Source organism: Cupriavidus sp. KB_39, from assembly GCF_052114485.1.
Classification (GTDB): Bacteria; Pseudomonadota; Gammaproteobacteria; order Burkholderiales; family Burkholderiaceae; genus Cupriavidus.
Window position 1 is genome coordinate 27,815 of record NZ_JBFREV010000033.1, and the last position, 20,075, is coordinate 47,889.

The window sequence follows — 20,075 nt, forward strand, 5'->3', positions numbered from 1 at the left end:
TGAAATTTCCGCTCGATCATCTATCCGAAGAATGATTACCAGCGGCGGTTGAGCTGCACGCCGAAGATCGAGCCGCTGGTCTGGGTCGCCCAGGCTTCGGCGGGCGTGGCGAAGGTGATGCCGTCGACGTCGCTGGCGCGGCTGTAGGTGTAGAACGCGCGTAGGTTGGCGTTGCCGGTGGACTTGCCGAGCGTGAAGGTCGGCGCCACGGTCAGCGCGGTGCGCTGGCCACCCACGCCAAACCCGGACGAGATCTGGTCGTGCGCGACTTCGAAGTTGAGCCGGAACTGGTCGTTGGCCACATAGGCCGGACGGAAGCGCGTGGCCGCCCATTGCAGCGTGCCGACCGGCGAGCGGTCCAGCTGCAGGCTCGATTCCACCGAGCCGCCGATGCCCGAGCGGCCCTTCCACTCCATCGATTCCGCCACGCGCACGCGTGACAGCGAAGCGCCCATGCCCGTGTAGCCGGTCATGGCCGCGCGCGACCCCTGCCCGTACTGCACGCCCAGCCGGTTGGTGCCCATCAGCACGTTCTTCTGCTCGTGCATGGCGGAGGCCCACCAGGCGCTGCCGGTGTCTTCCATGGCCGAGAGCGGCTCCACGCGCGTGAAACCCAACTGGACGTTGCCCTTGTCATTGGTGTCGATCGGGGCGCTGCGCAGGCTGTGATAGCTGGGCAGATGGGCGCCGTTCAGATCGTTACGTGCGGTGTATTGATAACTGAGTCCGAAATCGCCCAGTTTGGCGTTATCCACCCCGAATCGCATCGAGGGCGAGTTGGGCGGCAGCAGGCCGGACGACATCAGGAACGGATTGCTCTCGCGGCGGCCGGCCCAGACGCTGGCGCCATCGAGCACGGATACACCCGAGAGCCCGGTGACAGAGGTATAGAACTGCGGCACCAGTGCGTAGGGGTCCACGGCGGCGGCGTTGCCGTTGACCGAGGTGGCGTTGGTACCCCGGGCCTGGGCCACGAGCTGGACCTGGGTGCCGCCGCCGATGTCGGCCAGCGATTCGCGGATCTTGACCTCGCCAGTGCTGGTGCAGGCCAGCCCGCCACCGAGCCCGACCGACGGCGTACCACCGCCCGGGCAGGCGCGCTGCGTGCTGGCGCGGTCCTCGACCGCTGCACGGCCGCTGTAACCCATGCGCCATACCGTATCGCCGGCGAGATCCTCGGCCGGCAACTGCGAGCGGAGCACCGGAGGTGCATCCGAGACCGTACCCGCTTCAGCGCTGTCGACTTGATCACCGCCGTTTGTGCCATCAGCGGCACTGGCGCGTGCCGGCTGGACGGGCTGAGCCGGCTGCGCGGGGAATTCACCCAGCCGCTGCGGGAAGAGGACCAATGGCGGTGGCGGAGGCGGCGGGGCTGCGGCCGACTCGGGCGGACCGACGAAGTCGGGGTCCACGGGGTTCTCCGCCGCGACGGTTGCCATGGTTTCGGATGGTGCCGCATTCGCCGCTTTCGCCGTAATTGCCACAGCCGCATCGGCAGCAGGCTTGCTCGTACCCGGGACGACGGTCGGCTGGATCAGGTCGTACAGCGGGTCCGTCGCCGGCGCGGCAGCCGCCACCGGCGCAGCGGTAGGTACGCTCGCTGGGGCCGAAGTCGACGCCATGGCCGTCGGYGGCACAGTGCTGGCCGAAATTTGTGGCGGTGTCGCCACCTGACTGCCCGTTTGCGCGCAGGCGACCATGCCCCAAGCAGCCATGACGGCAAACGTGAGACGGCGGGAACGCAGGCGAGCGAATCGGGGTACTGGCAGCAGCATGGGAAACAGTGACGGCGCGCGGCGCGCCGGATGGGGGCTCCGTTTTTTAACAGGCGAACTTTTTGACCGCAAGACGGGTTACAAAATCCATCAAACCGTGCGGCATCTCACATTGCGAAAAGATCACCTCGCGCCACCTTGCCAGTCTCCCCGTAAACCGTTGCAGAAGTGCGAATCCCTAGCGAAAACCCGCAGTCGGGAGTGTGGTCGTGCGCAAAACGCCACCGCTATAATCGACCGGCTGTTTTGGACTTGTCCTATGGGTGGGGCAGCCAGCGCACATATATCTATAAGAGGAGATGTCATGGAACGTCGTTCCTTCCTGTTGAAAGCATCGGCTGTGGCCGCTACCGGGGCCCTGGCCGCGTGCGGCAAGGAAGACAAACCCGCCGCGCCCGCGGCGTCGGCGAGCGCACCGGGCGCGCCGGCCGTGATCGGCAGCAACCCGGCGGTGGAATGGCGCCTGGCATCGAGCTTCCCGAAGTCGCTGGACACCATCTACGGCGCCGCCGAGCTGCTGTCCCAGCGCGTGAAGGAGCTGACCGACGGCAAGTTCAACATCAAGGTGTTCGCCGCCGGTGAAGTGGTGCCGGGCCTGCAGGTGCTGGACGCCGTGCAGAACCAGACCGTGCAGATCGGCCACACGGCCGGCTACTACTACTTCGGCAAGAATCCGACGCTGTGCTTCGACACCACCGTCCCGTTCGGCCTGACCGCGCGCCAGCAGACCGCGTGGATGATGCAGGGCAACGGCATGAAGCTGATGCGCGAGTTCTTCAAGGAATATAACGTCGTCAACTTCATGGGCGGCAACACCAATGCCCAGATGGGCGGCTGGTTCCGCAAGGAAATCAAGACCGTGGCGGACCTGCAGGGCCTGAAGTACCGCATCGCCGGGTTTGCCGGCGTGGTGCTGCAGCGCCTGGGCGTGGTGCCGCAGCAGATTGCCGGTGGCGATATCTACCCGGCGCTGGAAAAGGGCACCATCGATGCGGCCGAGTGGGTCGGCCCGTATGACGACGAGAAGCTCGGCTTCTACAAGGTGGCGCCGTACTACTACTACCCGGGCTGGTGGGAAGGCAGCGCCCAGCTGTCGTTCTACGCCTCCGCACCGGAGTTCGAGAAGCTGCCGGCGCAGTACAAGCGCGCGCTGGAAACGGCCACCATCGAGGCCCACACCAACATGATGGCCAAGTACGACGCCGTGAACCCGCAGGCGCTGGCCCGTCTGCTGGAGAATGGCGTGAAGCTGCGCCCGTTCTCGAAGGAGATCATGGAGGCATGCTTCAAGGCCACGCAGGACGCGTACGCCGAGGAAACCGCCAAGAACCCGTCGTTCAAGAAGATCTATGACGACTGGCGCGTGTTCCGCAACAACGAGGCCGCCTGGTTCAACGTGGCCGAGCAGGGCTTCGCGCAGTTCAGCTTCGCGCGCAAGCTGTAAGACATCGATGTGATTTGTATGTGATGTTGTCGCCTCTCCCGCCAGGGGGAGGCGAGTTCCAACGCCGATGACGGCGTCCCGGTAGAATCCGCGCACCTACCGGACACTCCCATGCAACTCGGCATCTTCTACGCGCTGCTCGCGTACGTCATCTGGGGCCTGCTGCCCCTCTATATCAAATCCCTCCACGGCGTGGCGCCGCTCGAGATCCTGCTGCACCGGATGGTGTGGTCGCTGGTCTTTTTGGGCGCGATCCTGCTCTGGCGGCGGCATTTCGGCTGGCTGCGCGAGGTGGCGGGCAATCCGCGCCTGATCCTCGGCTTCGCGGCGAGCGCCGCCCTGCTCTGCGCCAACTGGTTCCTCTATATCTGGGCGGTGTCGGCCGACCGGGTGGTCGATGCGAGCCTGGGGTACTTCATCAATCCGCTGTTCAGCGTGCTGCTGGGTGTGCTGTTCCTGCACGAGCGGCTGCGGCCGGGGCAGTGGCTGTCCATCGCCGTCGCGGCGGGGGGCGTGCTCTGGCTGACCATCAGCGCCGGGCAACTGCCGTGGATCGCGCTCGCGCTGGCGGCGTCGTTCGGCGGCTACGGGCTGCTGCGCAAGACCGGGGCGCTGGGCGCGCTGGAGGGGCTGTCGCTGGAGACGCTGCTGCTGTTTCCGATTGCGGCCACCGCGCTGGGCGTGCTCGTCTTCACCGGCCAGGACACCTTCCGGAGCGCAGCACCGGGTACGCAGATCTTGCTGCTGCTGGCCGGCCCGGTCACGGCGGTGCCGCTGCTGTTCTTCGCCGCCGGCGCGCGCCGGATTCCGCTTTCGCTGCTCGGCCTGCTCCAGTACACCGGCCCGACGCTCCAGCTGCTGCTCGGCATCTGGCTGTGGCACGAGCCGTTCCCGGCCCAGAAGCAACTCGGCTATGCACTGATCTGGGTGTCGCTGCTGATCTACGCGATGGAAGGGGTGTGGGTTTCCCGCCGCAATTCCGTTAAGTCTATCAGCGCGACAAATGAAGCATAGGTTTGGATCGATTAATCGATTCATCCCGGGAATGATGGATTAACACCGGCTCGGCACGCGAGGGCCGACGCACTATACTGTACGTTTATACAGTACCGACGACGCGCACGCCCCCTTCGCCATGTCCACCCCCGTCCGGCGCATCGCCCACCTCGACATGGACGCCTTCTATGCGTCCGTCGAACTGCTCCGTTATCCCGACCTGCGCGGCCAGGCCGTTGTCATCGGCGGCGGCCGCAATGCCATCCCGGAGACGCTGCCCGATGGCTCGCGCCGCTATGCCCGCCTGCGCGACTACGTCGGACGTGGCGTCGTCACCACTTCYACYTACGAAGCCCGCGCGCTGGGCGTGTTCTCGGCGATGGGCATGATGAAGGCGGCCAAGCTGGCGCCGGACGCCATCCTGCTGCCGACCGATTTCGACGCCTATCGCCGCTACTCGGGCCTGTTCAAGGCCGCCGTGCGCACCTTCACCGAGCAGGTGGAAGACCGGGGCATCGACGAGATCTATATCGATCTGACCGAGGTGCCCGGCGAGCCGGCCGAGGTAGCCGCGCGCATCAAGGCKGCCGTGAGCGAGGCCACYGGCCTGACCTGCTCGATCTGCGTGGCGCCCAACAAGCTGCTGGCGAAGATCGGGTCCGAACTCGACAAGCCGGACGGCCTGACCCTGCTCACCCCCGCCGACATCSCCCACCGTATCTGGCCGCTCGCGGCGCGCAAGGTCAACGGCATCGGGCCGAAGGCGGCCGAGAAGCTGGCCGGCATCGGCATCGACACCGTGGGCGACCTGGCCGAGGCCGACCAGGGCGTGCTCCAGACCCATTTCGGCCGCAACTACGCGAGCTGGCTGATCGAGGTGGCGCATGGGCGTGATGACCGCCCGGTGGTGGTCAGTTCCGAGCCCAAGTCGATGAGCCGCGAAACCACCTTYGAGCGCGACCTGCACCCGCGCGTGGACCGCCCGCTCCTATCGGAATCGTTCACCAAGCTCTGCATGCGCGTGGGCGAGGACCTGCGCCGCAAGGGCTACGTGGGCCGCACGGTGGGCATCAAGCTGCGCTTTGACGATTTCCGCACGGTCACGCGCGACCTGACCATGCCGGCCCATACCGCCGATGGCGCGGCGATCCGGCGCAGCGCCACGGAATGCCTGAAGCGGATACCGCTCGAGCGGCGCATCCGGCTGCTCGGCGTGCGCGTGAGCGCCCTGATCCCGGCGGACGAACAGGGCGACGACCCGGCGCCCGTGCAGGAGGAGTTCCGCTTCGAGGATGAGCGGCCGGATGCCTGACGCGGCACCGGAATGACCCCTCCGACGCATCTATCTATCTCCCGCTAGAATCGGCGGCTTCGAGCACCAAGGCCGTCSCCATGACCACCACCGCCACAGAGCGCGCCGCTGAGCCCGCCACCTGGATCACGCCGCTGCTGGCCACGGCCTGCGGCATGATCGTCGCCAATCTCTATTACGCCCAGCCRCTGGTCGGCCCGATCGCCCGGTCGCTGCAACTCTCGCCCGAGATTGCCGGGCTGATCGTCACGCTGATCCAGATGGGCTACTGCGCGGGGCTGGTGCTGCTGGTGCCGCTCGGGGATCTGGTCGAGAACCGCAAGCTGGTCCTGACGCTGATTGGCGGCTGTGCCGTGGCGCTCATGGCGGCGGCCCTGGCCACTCACGCCAGCGTGTTCCTGATCGCGGGCTGCGCCATCGGCCTATGCTCGGTGGCGGTGCAGGTGCTGGTGCCGTTCGCGGCGCACCTCGCCCCGGACCATATCCGGGGCCGCGTGGTCGGCAACGTCACCAGCGGGCTRCTGATGGGGATCATGCTGGCGCGGCCGGTGTCGAGCCTGATGGCCGGCCTGACGGGCGGCTGGCACACCATCTTCGCGGTCTCGGCCGTAGCCATGGTGCTGCTGGCGCTGGTGCTGGCGCGCAAGCTGCCGCGCCGCCAGCCCGCGCGGGGCGTGACCTACGGCCAGATGCTGGCGTCGATGGCGCACCTGCTCCGTACCCAGCCCGTGCTGCGCCGGCGCGCGCTGTACCAGGCCAGCATGTTCGGCGTGTTCAGCCTGTTCTGGACCACCATCCCGCTCTATCTGGCCGGGCCTGCGTTCCACATGTCGCAGACCGGCATCGCCGTGTTCGCGCTGGTCGGCGTGGCCGGCGCCATCGCCGCGCCGATGGCCGGCCGCTACGCGGACCGGGGCCACAGCCGCCAGATGACCGCCATCGCGCTGGCCATCGGCGCCGGGTCGTTCCTGTTGAGCCGGGTGGGCGTGGAGGGGTCGATGACCTCGCTCCTGGCGCTGACCGTGGCGGCCATCCTGCTCGACTTCGGCGTATCGGCGAACCTTGTGGTCGGCCAGCGCGCCATTTTCACGCTCTCGGCCGAGCACCGCAGCCGGCTGAACGGCCTGTACATGGCGATCTTCTTCGTCGGCGGCGCCACCGGCTCGTGGCTGGGCGCCTGGGCCTTCGCGCGCGGCGGCTGGCCGCTGGCGAGCTGGATCGGCTTCGCGCTGCCGGCGCTCGCCCTGCTCTACTTCCGGACCGACCGGCACTAAGCKCGGGGCGCCACCCCCTCCCGAAGTCCCGTTTGCTGCACTACACTGGCCGAGCGTTGTCCTTCATCGTCACAGTTTCGTTGCAGTGCCCGCTCAGGCGGGACTTGCCCGGAGGCCCCCGATGCCATGGCGCAAACTGGTGCCGCAACCGCGATGGTTACCGCGCGCGGCGGTCATGCGCCCGCAGCGAGTCGTGATCTGGTGTTTCAGCCTCGTGCTGGCGCTGACGCTCGCCGTTGGCCTGCGAGACCTCTACACGCTGCGCGAGCGCGTGATTGCCAGCCATCAGCACAATCTCGCGCTGCGCGCGATGGGGCTGGAGGCCGCCGTGTCGTCGGAGCGCTTCCGGCTGTCGTTCGTGCGCGACTACGCGCGGCAGCTGATGCGGATGGAGGCCGTGCAAGCCCGTGGCGTCTCGGACCCCGTCCTCGATCGGGCCTTCGCCGCGCGCGACGAGCCGATCTGGCAGATGGAAGTCCCGCTCGGCGATGCGCCCGTGATCGGCGTGTCACCGCAGGCCCTGGCCGGCCTGCCCGGCTTCGAGCGCCACGTGGGCGACCTGCGCGCCGACCTCTTCGCCGCGCGCCAGCTCAGCCATGTGCTGGGGCTGACCATGGGCGTGGACGAGATCCGCAATTCGGTCACGTTCATCTCGAGTAACGGCTTCTTCGTGACCTATCCCCCGGTGCCGGCCGACAAGGCACCCGCGTTGCTGCAGCGCTTTGCGAGCATGCCCTACTACCGCGATCTCCTGCCCGACCGCAATCCGGGCCAGGACCTGCGCTGGGCGCCGCCCTATCGCCAGTTCGAAAGCACCGAGCTGCGCACCACGCTGAGCGTGCCGATCTATGTGGAGTCGCGCTTTCGCGGCGTGGTGGCGGTGGATGTCTCGCTGAAGCATATCCAGGCGCTGCTCGGCGCACCGAGCGACGACTCCCCGGCCCTGAACCGCTACCTGATGGACAGCGCCGGCCGACTGATCGCGGCCTACCAYGACCATCTGAGCACGGACCTGCGCTGGCCCGACGTGCTGGGCGACACCTGGCGCGACGTGGGACCGCAGACGCTGTTCGCCACCGACGGCCCCGGCATGCGCAAGGGCGATGGCGGCTACCTGTTCTACCAGCGGCTGGGCACCGGGCAGTGGATGCTSCTGGAGGCGGTCTCGACCGCCCAACTCTACGGCGAGGTTTTCTCGCGCATCAGCAAGCCGCTGCTGCCGATCTGGATCGCGCTGCCGCTGCTGATGTGGGTCTCGGTGCGGCTGGTATCGCTGCTGTTCAGCTACTACCTCGCGCTGGGCGACAAGCTCCAGAAACTGGCCGAGCGCGATCCGCTGACGGACCTCGCCAACCGGCGTCATTTCGGCGACCAGTTCGCGCAGGCGGCGGCGCGGCGCGCGCGCGACGGCAGCGCGCTGTCGATGCTGATGCTCGACATCGACTATTTCAAGAAGGTGAATGATCGATGGGGCCATGCCAGCGGCGACCACGTGCTCCAGCGGCTGGCCACGGCGTTGCGGGAAAATATGCGTGCGGTGGATACGCCGGCCCGCCTGGGCGGTGAGGAATTCGCCGTGTTGATGCCCGGCGCCACGCTGGCCGAGGCCACGGTCAGTGCCGAACGGCTGCGCGTGGCGCTGGCCGCGATGCCGGTGGAGCCCGCCCCGGACGCGCCCACGTCAGCGACGCAGGGCGACCCCGGGGCGCGCATCCGCTTCACGGTGTCGATAGGCGTGGCCGAAGCCGGGAGCGACGGGGGCCAGACACTCGATGCCATGTTGGCGACGGCCGACCGCCGTCTTTATGCCGCCAAGGCAATGGGGCGAAACCGGGTTTGCGCGGAGGATGCGCGGGCCGGCAATGCAGAGGCACCGCCGGTTGCGGGGTGAGGTGCAGGCAGGTCATGACGGCGTCCCCGGTCAGCGCAGCAGGAAGGCGATGTCCTCGACGGCAATCACCGAAACCGGGATGCCCTTGCGGCGCTGGAACAGGATGTGTTGCTGCACGCGGCTGCGCTGCTCCGCGAACACGGCCGGGTCCACCGGCGTGCCGCTGCGCGCGTAGTGCTGCACCAGCAGCTTGTAGGCGCGATGGCGGATCTGGAGCGTCTCGTTCTCGGCGCGCAGCCGCTGCCATTCGGTGGGGCTGAGGTCGAGCGTGTGGTTGAGTTCGTCGAGCGTACGCGCGTGAAGGTCGCGGTAGAGATCGCGCTCGGCTTCGGCGCGATGCAGCTCGTCGCGCAGCGCCATGATCTTGTGCTGGAGCTTCAGTGTCTGCCCCACCGCCGCCTGCATGCCCTTGGCGGCCTCGAGCGCCTGGCTTGCCGCCGCCATGGTGCTCTTCCACAGTCCACGGTCGGTACCCGCGGCCGTATCCAGCTCCGGCGGCCACACGTCGGCAGCCTTGATCGTCGTATCCATTGTTGACCCCAGTTGACACCCATCAGGCCCGTCGCCTCGTTGTGCGCGGGTCCCTTTTTCATCGTTTGTCCGTCGCCTGTTCCGCACTGCAACGTGCGGCAGGCAACTGTGGTCAATCGTAGTGATATGTCTGACGTCAGCCAAGTCAAAGATGTTTAGATCAGACTTCCTCGCACTTGTCTGTGGCGAAAACCATGCAGTGGGTAGTGCGTGTGCCGTCCGGCGCGTGTCGGCGGGGCCAGACAAAGCAGACAACCCCCACGTAAACCCCATGCGAATTCCTGTCGGTTTGACAGGCTTTTGACAGTTACCGACCTCTAGAATCCAGCCCACAGCTATCACTAGCTATCCATTCCAAAAAAAGACAGGAGACCGCGATGCCTCGCACGCTTGCCCGCTTTGCCCATGTCGTCCTCGCCGCCGCCACGCTGGCCGCGGCCCCGGCCTACGCCGTGGACAGCCTGAAGGTCATGATCGGCGCCAACCCCGGCGGCGGCTACGACCAGACCGGCCGCACGATCGGCGCGGCGATGATCGCGGCAGGCACCGCCAAGACCGCGTCCTATGACAACAAGGGCGGCGCCGGCGGCACCATCGGCCTGACCCAGTTCGTCAACACCGACAAGGGCAACCCCAACGCGCTGATCGTGACCGGCGCGGTGATGGTCGGTGCCATCGAGACCAACCATCCGCCCGTGACGCTGAAGAACGCCACGCCGATCGCCCGCCTGTATGCCGACACCATGGTCCTGACCGTGCCGGCCAGCTCGCCGCTGAAGTCCATCAAGGACCTGACCGCGCAGCTCAAGGCCAACCCGGGCAGCGTGAGCTGGGGTGGTGGCTCGAAGGGTTCGATCGACCACATCCTGGCCGGCCTGATCGCCAAGGACATCGGCGTGGATCCGAARAAGATCAACTACGTGCCGTTCGCGGGCGGCGGCGAAGCCTCCGCGTCGATCATGGGCGGCCACGTGACCGTGGGCATTGCCGGCGTGTCCGAGTTCCTGCCCTTCATCAAGAGCGGCAAGATGCGCGCGCTGGCGGTGACCTCGAAGGACCGCACCGCCGACATCCCCACGCTCAAGGAGCAGGGCGTGAACGTGGAGATCTATAACTGGCGCGGCGTCTACGGCGCGCCGGGCATCACGCCCGAGCAGCGCAAGGCGATGATCGACGCCGTGGTCAAGGGCACCGAGAACAAGGTCTGGAAGGAAGCCCTGACGAAGAATGACTGGACGCCCTTCCTGCTGACCGGCGACGAGTTCGGCAAGTTCGTGGATGCCGAGTCGACCCGCCTGGGTGGCACGCTGCGCGAACTGGGCGTTGCCAAGTAAGTCCGGCGGATTCATCGCCAACTGCACGACTCGCCTCACCGCCCCACCCGCGCGCCCCAACAATAATCACAATCCTGTCACGCTCGTCGTGACCGCGCGGGTGGTGGCCATCCCTCCGGGAGCCCACCATGAAACCATCGCATGTCTCCATCGGCATCGCCGTCCTGGCGTTGTCCGCCTTCTTCCTGGCCGGCCTGTCCGGCATCTCGGGCGAGGAAGGCTACGCCGGCCTGTCGCCGCGCTTCGCGCCCACCCTGGTCGCCATCGGCCTGGCCGTGTGCGGCGCGCTGCTGACCTGGCAGGGCGTGCGCGGCGGCTTCCGCAATATGCCGGAGGAAGATGCCGAGTTGCCCGAGGCGCCACACAACTTCAAGGGCTTCCTGTGGGTAGCGGCGGGCCTGGTGCTGAACATGGCGCTGATCGGCACGCTCGGCTTCGTGCTGTCCTCCACGCTGATGATGGTCTGCGTGGCGCGCGGCTACGGCAGCCGCCGGCTGGTGCGCGATGCGCTGATCGGCCTGGGCCTGACGCTGCCGATGTGGGCGTTGTTTGAATTCTTGCTCGGCATCAACCTGCCGCTGCTGCCYCTTTTGTCGATCTCCGGCTTCTGAACCGGCGGGAGGAATTGCCATGGATACCCTGAACCAGTTGATGCACGGCTTCGCCGTCGCCATCACACCGATCAACCTGATGTGGGCCCTCGTGGGCTGCTTCCTCGGCACCGCCATCGGCGTGCTGCCGGGCATTGGCCCGGCCCTGACCGTGGCGATGCTGCTGCCGCTGACGGCCAAGGTGGAACCCACCGCCGCGCTGATCATGTTCGCCGGCATCTACTACGGCGCGATGTACGGCGGCTCGACCACCTCCATCCTGATGAACACGCCGGGCGAGTCGTCCACCATGGTCACCGCCATGGAAGGCAACCTGATGGCCAAGAACGGCCGCGCCGGGCCGGCGCTGGCCACGGCGGCGATCGGCTCCTTCGTGGCGGGCACYATCGCCACCGTGCTGCTGTCGATGTTCGCGCCGGTGGCGGCGGACGTGGCGCTGCAGTTCGGCCCGGGCGAGTACTTCATGATCATGCTGCTGGCCTTCACGACCGTGTCGGCCGTGCTCGGCTCGTCGCTGCTGCGCGGCATGACCAGCCTGTTCCTGGGGCTCGGCATCGGCCTGATCGGCATCGATTCGCTGTCCGGCCAGACCCGTTACTCGATGAACATCCAGGAGCTTTACGATGGCGTGGATATCGTCGTGGTGGCCGTGGGCCTGTTCGCCGTGGGCGAGGCGCTGTTCAACGCGTTCTTCCCGCAGCCGGCCGGCTCGTTCAACAAGCTCAGTTCCGTCCACATGAACAAGTCGGACTGGAARCGCTCGGTGCCGGCCTGGCTGCGCGGCACGCTGATCGGCTTCCCGTTCGGGCTGATTCCGGCCGGCGGCGCGGAGATCCCGACCTTCCTGTCGTACGCGACCGAAAAGAAGCTCTCCAAACACCAGGACGAGTTCGGCAAGGTGGGCGCCATCGAGGGCGTGGCCGGCCCCGAGGCCGCCAACAACGCCGCCGTGACGGCCACGCTGGCGCCGCTGCTGACGCTGGGCATTCCGACCTCGAACACCACCGCCATCCTGCTGGCGGCGTTCCAGAACTACAACCTCCAGCCCGGTCCGATGCTGTTCCAGACCTCGGGCGATCTGGTCTGGGGCCTGCTGGCGTCGCTGTACATCGGCAACGTGATGCTGCTGGTGCTGAACCTGCCGGCGATCGGCCTCTGGGTGCGCATGCTGCGCGTGCCCACGCCGCTGCTGTACGGCGGCATCCTGATCTTCGCGGGGCTCGGTGCGTACGGTATCCGCCAGTCGTGGTTCGACCTGCTGCTGCTGTTCGTGATCGGCCTGCTGGGCATGGCCATGCGCCGCTTCGACTTCCCCACGGCGCCGGTCATCGTCGGCCTGATCCTGGGGCCGATGGCCGAGAAGCAGCTGCGCAATGCGCTGTCGATTGGCCAGGGCGACTGGAGCCTGTTCGTCAAGCAGCCGATCTCCGCCACGATTCTGGCGATGACGGTGGCCGTGGTGGTGGTGCCGCGCGTGCTGCGCTGGCACGCCAGCCGCAGCAGTGCCCGCGCTGCTGCCGACAACGCGGCGTAGCCGTCGCCCGCCCCGGCCGGCGGGGTCTTGCAGTGCATCACACGGGGGGCTGCGGCCCCCTGTATCATTGGCGAAACCCGCTCGACAGGATCGCCATGCCGGAACCGACCTCCGCACCGACCGCAGCGCCCGCCTTCACCCTGGCTGATGTCGATGCCACGCTGGAACGCGTGCTCGCCCCGTGGGTGCGCCAGCTTGGCCTGCGAGCCGAGGCGGTGGACGACCAGGGCGTGACGCTGCGCCTGCCGTTCAGTGAGACTTTTCGCCATGCCGGCGGCGTGGTGTGCGGGCAGGTACTGATGTCGGCAGCCGATACGGCGATGATCGTCGCCATCTCCCGGGTGCTCGGGGAGTTCCGCCCGATGACCACGGTCAGCCTGACCACCAACTTCATGCGGCCTGTGATCGACGGCGACGTGCGCGTGCGCGCCAACGTGCTGCGGCTCGGCAAGACCGTGGTGTTCGGCGAGATCGAGCTGACCGGCACCGACGGCAAGCTGGCGGTGCAGGCCACCACCACCTACGCGCTGCTCTGACATCCAGGACCATCCGACGATGATGACTGGCGCCGCGCCAATCTCCTCCGCCCCTCCCCAGCCGCTTTCCCAGCCGTTCGACCAGATCGTGTTCGCCGGCGGCGGCAACCGATGCTGGTGGCAGGCCGGCTGGTGGGACACCGTGGCGCCCGAGCTGGCGCTGCGGCCGCGCGTGATTGCGGGCATCTCGGCCGGGGCGGCTACGGCGTGCATGGTCCATGCGCATGATTCGCACCAGACCATGGCCTATTACCGCGACATCCTGGCCAACAACACGCGCAACGCCTACTGGGGCAACCTGCTGCGGCGCGAGCGCGTGTTTCCACATTACGGCATCTATCGCAACGCGCTGCTGTCGCTATTCGGCGATAACCGGCTCGCGCGGCTCCAGGCCGCGCCCGAGATCCGCATCGGCGTGGCGCATATCCCGCCGTGGAGCGGCCCGCGCCTGGCCGTGGCCGCCGGGCTGCTCGCGTACAACATCGACAAGCACCTCCTCAAGACGCTGCACCCGCGGCTGGGCCGCAAGCTGGGCTTCCGGCCCGAGTTCGTGCGCGCGCAGGATTGTGCTTCGCCCGAGGATCTGGCCGATCTGCTCTTGCAGTCGGCCTCCACGCCGCCGTTCACACCGGTACTGAAGCGCCAGGGGCGCGCGGTGCTCGATGGCGGGCTGGTGGACAACGTGCCCGTCGATGCGCTCGACCCGGCCCCCGGCAACGTGCTGGTGCTGGTGACGCGGCTGTACCCGCGCCCGCCCCGCTTCGTGCTGGCGGAGGGCGGCCAGCGCCGGCTGTACCTGCAGCCGTCGCAGCGCGTACCCATCTCGAGCTGGGACTACACCCGGCCCGAGGCCATGACACATGCCTACGATCTGGGCCGGCGCGACGCGGAAGCGTTTCTGCGCGACTGGCCCACGATCCGGGACGAGGAATTGTTGCCGGCGCCCTGAGTGGTTGCGCCCACGGGCGCCGGTCGGTCGTGTTGAATGCGGCGATGCGCCGCGTACAAGGAGACATGGATGACTAAGCGCCAGGCAACACCCGAGACCGCCACCCCGGCACCGGCCAAGGAGCGCCGCCGCGCGCGCGAGATCAGCGCGGCGCCMGTGGTGGAGAACGTGCCGCGCCGCAAGCGCAATGGCCGGCCGGGCAAGGCGCGCGAGGCGGACCTCGTCGTCATCGGCGCGGGTTCCGGCGGCGTAGCGGCGGCCCGGCGCGCGGCGTCGCTGGGCGCGCGCGTGATCCTGGTCGAACGTGGCGCCATCGGCGGCACCTGCGTCAATCGCGGCTGCGTGCCCAAGAAGATGCTGTCCTACGGTGCCACCTGGGCGGCCATTTTGTCCGATTGCCTGTCTCACACGGGCGGCAAGGAGGACTGGCGCGATGCCATCGTGCGGGTCAATGCCGAGGTCGCGCGTCTCAACGCGTCTTATGCCCAGCGGCTGACCGAGGCCGGCGTGGAGATCCTGCACGGCGAGGCCCGGCTGACGAGCCCGACCGAGATCGTCGTCGGCAACGAAACCCTGCGCACCCGCAAGACGCTGATCGCCACGGGCGCGCGGCCGCGCGTACTTTCGGTGCCCGGCGGCGAGCTGGCGAGCACGTCCGACGATGTGTTCACGTGGCAGACCGTGCCGGCGTCGATGGTGGTGATCGGCGGGGGGTATATCGCCGTGGAACTGGCGTCGATCCTGTCGCGCTACGGGGTCAAGGTCGACCTGCTCGTGCGCGAGGACCGACTGCTGCCGCGCTTCGACCACGACGTCTCCGCCTCGCTGGCCGGGGCGCTGGCCGCCAAGGGCATCCGCCTGCATTTCAATACCGAGGTGACGCTGCTCTCGCAGGCCAATGGCGCGACCGAGGTCTGCTATACGCAGGACGGCAACCCGGGCCGTACCCAGACCGTGCGCGCCCAGGCGGTGCTGTCGGCCATCGGTCGGCAGGCCAATGTGGAGGGGCTGGGGCTCGAGGACATCGGCATCGAACTGGGCGAAAAGGGCGGCATCGTTGTGGACCGCCAGTTCCGCAGCGCGGAGCGCGCGCTGTACGCGGTGGGCGACTGCATGGCCGAGAACCTGCACCTGACGCCGGTGGCCATCGCACAGGGCCGCTGGGTCGCGGACCGCCTGTTCGGCAAGCGCGGCGACCTGGCCGATTTCGACATCGTGCCCACGGCCGTGTTCTGCGAGCCGGCCATCGGCGTGGTGGGCATGACGGAGGCGCAGGCCATCGAGGACGCGGGGAAGCCGGAGCGCATCCGCACCGAAATCAAGCGATTYGTCTCATTGGAAAACCGCTTCGGCGGCAGTTCGCAACAGTCGATGATCAAGCTGGTGCTGAACGCGCGCAGCGGCCGGGTGCTCGGCGTGCATTTGATGGACAACGCCGCGCCCGAGATCATCCAGGCGCTGGCGGTGTCGCTGCGGCTGGGGCTCAAGGCCTCGCACCTGAAGACGACCCTGCCCCTGCATCCGACGGTGGCGGAGGAGATGTTCGGGTAGGCGCTAAACCATTGACCCCAAACGCAAAAACGGACGCCGAAGCGTCCGTTTTCTTGTATCTGGTGGCCTGGGACGGAATCGAACCGCCGACACAAGGATTTTCAATCCTCTGCTCTACCGACTGAGCTACCGGGCCAAAGAAGCGAAACTATATCAGCGCGAAACCGGCCAGTCAAGCGCCCCGTGCATCACTGTCGGTCATTGTTCGGTGGGCTCGGGCTTGTTGCGACCCAGCTCCACGCCGAGCTGCTTGAGCTTGCGGTACAGGTGGGTCCGTTCGAGGCCGGTCTTCTCGGCCACGCGTGTCATGCTGCCGTGTTCGCGCACCAGGTGGTATTCGAAATAGGCACGCTCGAACAGATCGCGTGCCTCACGCAATGGCATGTCGAAGGAGAAGTGCATCTCGGCCTCGGGCAGGCGTGCCGGATTGCCGTTCGCGGCGATCTCCGCGGGCATCTCGGCGGGCGCCAGCGCGGCCGCGGCGGCTTCGCCCGTGGCAGAGGTGGCGGCAGGCGCCGCGCTGGCCGCCGTCGGCGCCGTACGCGGGCGTTCGATGCCGCGCGCCAAGCCTTGCTCCACGGCGGACAGCAACTTCTGCAGCGCGATGGGCTTCTCGAGGAAGTTCAGCGCGCCAATCTTGGTCGCCTCCACAGCGGTGTCAATCGTGGCGTGGCCAGACATCATGATGACCGGCATCGTCAGGTAACCCTGTGCCGACCATTCCTTGAGCAAGCTGACGCCATCGGTATCTGGCATCCAGATATCGAGCAATACCAGATCGGGCGTCCCGGCCGCACGGTACTCGCGTGCCTGCTGGGCGTTCTCCGCCACTTCGACCACATGGCCTTCGTCACTCAGGATCTCCGAGAGTAATTCCCGGATGCCCATTTCGTCGTCGACTACGAGGATGGTTGCCATACTTCCCCTCTTAACCCCACCGCAGCGCCACCGGACGGTGACGCAGTTTGACTATGCCAGTTTAACGAACAGGATCGAGATCTGTGCCCCGATGATCTCGGCGCCGTCCATGCGATTGCGTAACTCGATGCGCGCGCCGTGTTCGTCAATGATCTTCTTTACCATCGCCAGCCCGAGACCCGTACCCTTGGCTTTCGTGGTCACATACGGTTCGAACGCCCGACTGAGAATACGGGGTGCGAATCCTGGACCATTGTCCGCGATGGACAGCTTGACGGCCTGCCGGTCTTCGCCAGCAGAATCTTTGTATTCTACAGTCTCGGTGTGCAGAGTGATATGGGGCGCCGCCCTACCGGCCGCCACGTTGTCCGCCACCGCATCCTGCGCATTCTGCAGCAAGTTGTGGATCACCTGCCGCAACTGGGTCGGATCTCCCTTTATTTCAGGCAAATCGGGCCCCAGCGCCGAATGGATCACGGGATGCTCGTGCACCCCGGGCTCGTCGATCCCATACAGATGCAAGACTTCTGCCACCAGGTGATTCAGCGCCAGCGTCTGCACTACGGCGGGCGGCGTACGCGCGTAATCGCGGAAGTCGTCAACCATGCGTTTCATTGCCGCCACTTGGTTAACGATCGTTGCGGCCCCGCGCTTTAGCACTTCCGCATCGGTTGTCTCCAATTTCGGCGAAAGTTTCATCTGCAGGCGCTCCGCCGAGAGTTGGATCGGGGTGAGCGGATTCTTGATTTCGTGGGCCAGCCGGCGCGCCACCTCGCCCCAGGCGACCGAGCGCTGGGCCGAGATCACATCGGAAATATCGTCGAAAACCACCACGTAGCCGGGCTCGTCGCGGCTGCCGCCCGGCAGGTGGGCGCCGCGCACCAGCAGCGTCAGCGGCTGTTCCTCGTCGCCCTGCGGCAGTTCGATCTGCTTCTGCCAGTGCCGCGCGCCGCCCAGCACCTCGCTGGTGTTCTGCTCGGAAAACGCCTGGCGCACGATCTCGGTGAACTCGCCCAGCCCTGGAATCTGCTCGGCCGGCTGGCCCAGCACGCCGGCGAAGGGCTGGCGGAAGATGCGCTCGGCCCCGGGGTTGGCGGTCAGCAGCGCAAAGCGCCGGTCGAACACCAGCACGCCGGCGGTCAGGTTCTGCAGCACGCTTTCCAGGTAGGCCTTCGACTGCTCCAGCGCGGTGCGGTTTTCCTCCACGGCGATGCGGGCCTCGGACAACTGGCGCGTCATCGCGTTGAACTGCTGCGTCAGCATGCCCAGTTCGTCGCGGCTTTTAAGTTCACGCTTGGGTGAGAGATCGCCCTCGGCCACCTCCTTGGTCCCCTGCAGCAGCATCAGCAGCGGCCGGGCGAGCTGGCCGCCCAGCAGCAGGGCCAGCATCACGGCGATGAACACGGCCAGGAACAGCGTCAGGGTCAGCGTGCCGATGTACATCTTGCGCAGGCCGGTGCGCCCCAGCGCCTTTTCCTGGTACTCCTGATAGGCGCGCTGGACCTCGTCGGCATTGCGTGCGAGCACGGCCGGCACTGGGTGCAGCACCTGGAGGTAGCGCTCCTCGCGCACCGTATCGCCCATCAGGCCGAAGCCGGTAGCCGGTGCGTCCTCGGGGCGGCGCTCCACGGACAGCCCCGACCCGGCCCAGCGGGCACCGGGCGCGGACATGCCGGCACGCGGCGGGCGCTGCGCGCGCTGGACCGCGGCGGCTGCAGCCACGGCGGCGGCCTGCGCCTCCGCGTCGGTCGAGTTCTGCGACGGCGCCGGCCCGAGCGGAATGATCACGCGGATGCGGTACAGGTGGGTACTGTCGATGGGGCCCGTGCGCTTGCCGTCTACCGAGGGCTCGGTGCCGCCCTCCACGGCCGCATAGCCGCCGGCCAGCCGCGCCTGCTCGGCGAGCATGCCCGACGGCAGGTCCGGCACCAGCGAGGCGTAGCTGCTCGACGCCGTGGCCATCACCCGGCCGCTGCCGGTGAAGATCGCGGCCTCCTGCACGCCGTACTGCTCGCGCAGCCGGTTCAGTTGCAGCGACGTGGCCATGCCCGACGACCCCGTGAGCTGGTCCGCCATCAGCCGGGCCTTGCCCTGCAGATCGGCCAGTTGGCTGTCGATGGTGGACCGGCCCAGGTTCAGCCCGGCCTCGAGCGCCGTTTCCACGCGCACATCGAACCAGGATTCGATGCTGCGCGAGACGAACTGCAGCGAGACCAGGTAGATCAGCACGCCCGGCAGCACGCCCACCACGCCGAAGAACACGGCCAGCTTGGTCATCAGCCGCGTGCCGAACTTGCCGCGCCGGTAGCGCACCCACAGCGTCATGGCCAACGCGCCCACGGTCAGCACAAGCAGCGCGCCGACGACGAGGTTGACCTTGAACAGCAGGGTGAAATAGCGATCGAAGAATTCGGTGTTGGCCGAGGCCCCGGCCAGCAGGCCCACCAGGACCAGCGCCAGGAAGACGATGATCCCCACCACGACGCGATAGAGCACGCGGCGGAATCGGCTGTCCCAGATCGCTCCGTTCATGGCGGGCTCGATGCGGGCTGTACCAATTGGCTCGGAGACAGGACCGTGGAGACGGTCTGCGAGAACGGCGTGCGGGCATCGGCTGATGGCGCGGAGGCCGCGGCGGGCGCGGAGCCGGGGATGGCCGGCGCAGCGGGCGGTGCCGGGGGTGCCGCAGGCGGTGAGGCGGGCATCGGGGCCGGCGGTGGGGGCAGCGGCTGCGGCGCGTCGAGGTTGGTCGGCACGGTGTAGTTGAAGCGCTTCCACTCGGACGACAGGTTCCACTCGCGCGTGTTCACCGCATTGATCTGGAACGGCTTCGGCAGCTGCGAGAGGTCGAGCCGCATGCGCAGCTCGGCGTGATAGGTTTCGCCGCGCCGCACGTCGCCGCGCTCGAACACGCGCCAGCCACGCACCTGCTGGATGAACTGCAGCGCGCCCTTGAGGCGGTTGAACGGCAGTTGCAGCCCGCCCGTGGAAACGCGGTACTGACGCGTCAGCGGCTGATACGACAGGCGCACGCTGCGGTTGGTGTTCACCGGCTTYTCGTCGAACCAGTACCAGCGCGGGCGCGAGAGCTGGAATTCGACCACGAAATAGAGCGGAATGCCCTTGTGCAGCGCGTCTTCCAGCGCCGGCGGCAGGTCGAAATCGAACGAGGTGGCCAGCTCGAAGCCGCCGTCCTGGTATTCGATCTTCGCTTCGGAATTCTCGATGAGCTGCGCCTCGGCGCGGGGCGTCAGCGCTAGCAGCAGGCTCAGCAGCAGCCATGCGGTGACGGCCCAAATGCTGAGTGTGCCAAGGGTGCCCAGCGCACGCCGGCCGCTATTGGCCAGCGCGAGCGCCGGCGCCTCGCGCGTTGCGCGGCCCGGGACTCGGTGGACGAACAAGCGCAGCGGGCTCGGCAT

The 20,075-nt window shown here is 67.5% G+C and carries 16 protein-coding genes and 1 tRNA gene; 11 read left to right on the forward strand and 6 right to left on the reverse strand.

Annotated features, from left to right (window positions below):
* Positions 1-35: 35 nt before the first annotated feature.
* Entirely contained in the window at positions 36-1,775 is a 1,740-nt protein-coding gene (locus tag AB4Z27_RS21910; RefSeq protein WP_092290959.1) for a carbohydrate porin, read from the reverse strand.
* 304 nt (positions 1,776-2,079) lie between these two features.
* On the opposite strand from AB4Z27_RS21910, the gene AB4Z27_RS21915 reads away from it, so the two are divergent.
* From AB4Z27_RS21915 to AB4Z27_RS21935, 5 genes are all read left to right on the forward strand, one after another.
* The gene (locus tag AB4Z27_RS21915; RefSeq protein WP_092290961.1) at positions 2,080-3,219 is read left to right on the forward strand and encodes a TRAP transporter substrate-binding protein; all 1,140 of its coding nucleotides are present in this window, start codon (positions 2,080-2,082) and stop codon (positions 3,217-3,219) included.
* Positions 3,220-3,330: 111 nt separating this feature from the next.
* Positions 3,331-4,233 carry an EamA family transporter RarD gene (gene rarD, locus AB4Z27_RS21920; protein WP_092290963.1) on the forward strand — a complete coding sequence of 301 codons (903 nt, stop codon included), beginning with the start codon at positions 3,331-3,333 and terminating at the stop codon, positions 4,231-4,233.
* 121 nt (positions 4,234-4,354) lie between these two features.
* Entirely contained in the window at positions 4,355-5,527 is a 1,173-nt protein-coding gene (gene dinB / locus AB4Z27_RS21925; protein ID WP_441645258.1) for a DNA polymerase IV, read from the forward strand.
* An 80-nt stretch (positions 5,528-5,607) separates the two neighbouring features.
* Positions 5,608-6,801 carry an MFS transporter gene (locus tag AB4Z27_RS21930; protein WP_441591598.1) on the forward strand — a complete coding sequence of 398 codons (1,194 nt, stop codon included), beginning with the start codon at positions 5,608-5,610 and terminating at the stop codon, positions 6,799-6,801.
* Positions 6,802-6,994: 193 nt separating this feature from the next.
* Positions 6,995-8,692, forward strand: a complete 1,698-nt coding sequence (locus AB4Z27_RS21935; RefSeq protein WP_441645259.1) for a diguanylate cyclase — start codon at positions 6,995-6,997, stop codon at positions 8,690-8,692.
* Positions 8,693-8,722: 30 nt separating this feature from the next.
* Here AB4Z27_RS21935 and AB4Z27_RS21940 read toward each other — a convergent pair whose 3' ends face one another.
* Positions 8,723-9,223: a hypothetical protein gene (locus AB4Z27_RS21940; RefSeq protein ID WP_092290972.1), complete on the reverse strand. Its 501-nt coding sequence runs from the start codon at positions 9,221-9,223 to the stop codon at positions 8,723-8,725.
* Between the two features lie 377 nt (positions 9,224-9,600).
* Here AB4Z27_RS21940 and AB4Z27_RS21945 point away from each other — a divergent pair, with 377 nt between their 5' ends.
* The 6 genes from AB4Z27_RS21945 to AB4Z27_RS21970 all read left to right on the forward strand — a co-directional run bounded on the left by AB4Z27_RS21945 (position 9,601) and on the right by AB4Z27_RS21970 (position 15,738).
* Positions 9,601-10,557, forward strand: a complete 957-nt coding sequence (locus tag AB4Z27_RS21945; protein ID WP_092290974.1) for a Bug family tripartite tricarboxylate transporter substrate binding protein — start codon at positions 9,601-9,603, stop codon at positions 10,555-10,557.
* Positions 10,558-10,685: 128 nt separating this feature from the next.
* A complete protein-coding gene (locus tag AB4Z27_RS21950) occupies positions 10,686-11,168 on the forward strand; it encodes a tripartite tricarboxylate transporter TctB family protein (protein ID WP_092290976.1) in 483 nt (160 codons plus the stop codon).
* 19 nt (positions 11,169-11,187) lie between these two features.
* Positions 11,188-12,702 (forward strand): tripartite tricarboxylate transporter permease, encoded by a 1,515-nt coding sequence (locus tag AB4Z27_RS21955; RefSeq protein ID WP_092290978.1) that lies wholly within the window; start codon positions 11,188-11,190, stop codon positions 12,700-12,702.
* Positions 12,703-12,797: 95 nt separating this feature from the next.
* Complete coding sequence (locus AB4Z27_RS21960; protein WP_092290980.1) at positions 12,798-13,238, forward strand: PaaI family thioesterase; 441 nt, start codon at positions 12,798-12,800, stop codon at positions 13,236-13,238.
* Positions 13,239-13,257: 19 nt separating this feature from the next.
* Complete coding sequence (locus AB4Z27_RS21965; RefSeq protein ID WP_255370691.1) at positions 13,258-14,187, forward strand: patatin-like phospholipase family protein; 930 nt, start codon at positions 13,258-13,260, stop codon at positions 14,185-14,187.
* A gap of 69 nt (positions 14,188-14,256) precedes the next feature.
* Complete coding sequence (locus tag AB4Z27_RS21970; RefSeq protein WP_441591592.1) at positions 14,257-15,738, forward strand: dihydrolipoyl dehydrogenase family protein; 1,482 nt, start codon at positions 14,257-14,259, stop codon at positions 15,736-15,738.
* A 60-nt stretch (positions 15,739-15,798) separates the two neighbouring features.
* Here AB4Z27_RS21970 and AB4Z27_RS21975 read toward each other — a convergent pair.
* The 4 genes from AB4Z27_RS21975 to AB4Z27_RS21990 all read right to left on the reverse strand — a co-directional run bounded on the left by AB4Z27_RS21975 (position 15,799) and on the right by AB4Z27_RS21990 (position 20,075).
* A tRNA-Phe gene (locus AB4Z27_RS21975) sits at positions 15,799-15,874 on the reverse strand.
* A 62-nt stretch (positions 15,875-15,936) separates the two neighbouring features.
* Complete coding sequence (locus tag AB4Z27_RS21980) at positions 15,937-16,656, reverse strand: response regulator (protein WP_092290986.1); 720 nt, start codon at positions 16,654-16,656, stop codon at positions 15,937-15,939.
* Between the two features lie 51 nt (positions 16,657-16,707).
* Positions 16,708-19,188 (reverse strand): sensor histidine kinase, encoded by a 2,481-nt coding sequence (locus AB4Z27_RS21985; protein ID WP_092290988.1) that lies wholly within the window; start codon positions 19,186-19,188, stop codon positions 16,708-16,710.
* Complete coding sequence (locus AB4Z27_RS21990; protein ID WP_092290990.1) at positions 19,185-20,075, reverse strand: DUF4390 domain-containing protein; 891 nt, start codon at positions 20,073-20,075, stop codon at positions 19,185-19,187. Before AB4Z27_RS21990 ends, AB4Z27_RS21985 begins: the two co-directional genes overlap by 4 nt.

Excerpts from the sequence above, each read along its gene's own strand:
- AB4Z27_RS21915 (WP_092290961.1), top strand. The coding sequence starts at position 2,080 with ATGGAACGTCGTTCCTTCCTGTTGAAAGCATCGGCTGTGGCCGCTACC.
- rarD (WP_092290963.1), top strand. The coding sequence starts at position 3,331 with ATGCAACTCGGCATCTTCTACGCGCTGCTCGCGTACGTCATCTGGGGC.
- AB4Z27_RS21940 (WP_092290972.1), bottom strand. The coding sequence starts at position 9,223 with ATGGATACGACGATCAAGGCTGCCGACGTGTGGCCGCCGGAGCTGGAT.
- AB4Z27_RS21960 (WP_092290980.1), top strand. The coding sequence starts at position 12,798 with ATGCCGGAACCGACCTCCGCACCGACCGCAGCGCCCGCCTTCACCCTG.
- AB4Z27_RS21965 (WP_255370691.1), top strand. The coding sequence starts at position 13,258 with ATGATGACTGGCGCCGCGCCAATCTCCTCCGCCCCTCCCCAGCCGCTT.
- AB4Z27_RS21980 (WP_092290986.1), bottom strand. The coding sequence starts at position 16,656 with ATGGCAACCATCCTCGTAGTCGACGACGAAATGGGCATCCGGGAATTA.
- AB4Z27_RS21985 (WP_092290988.1), bottom strand. The coding sequence starts at position 19,188 with ATGAACGGAGCGATCTGGGACAGCCGATTCCGCCGCGTGCTCTATCGC.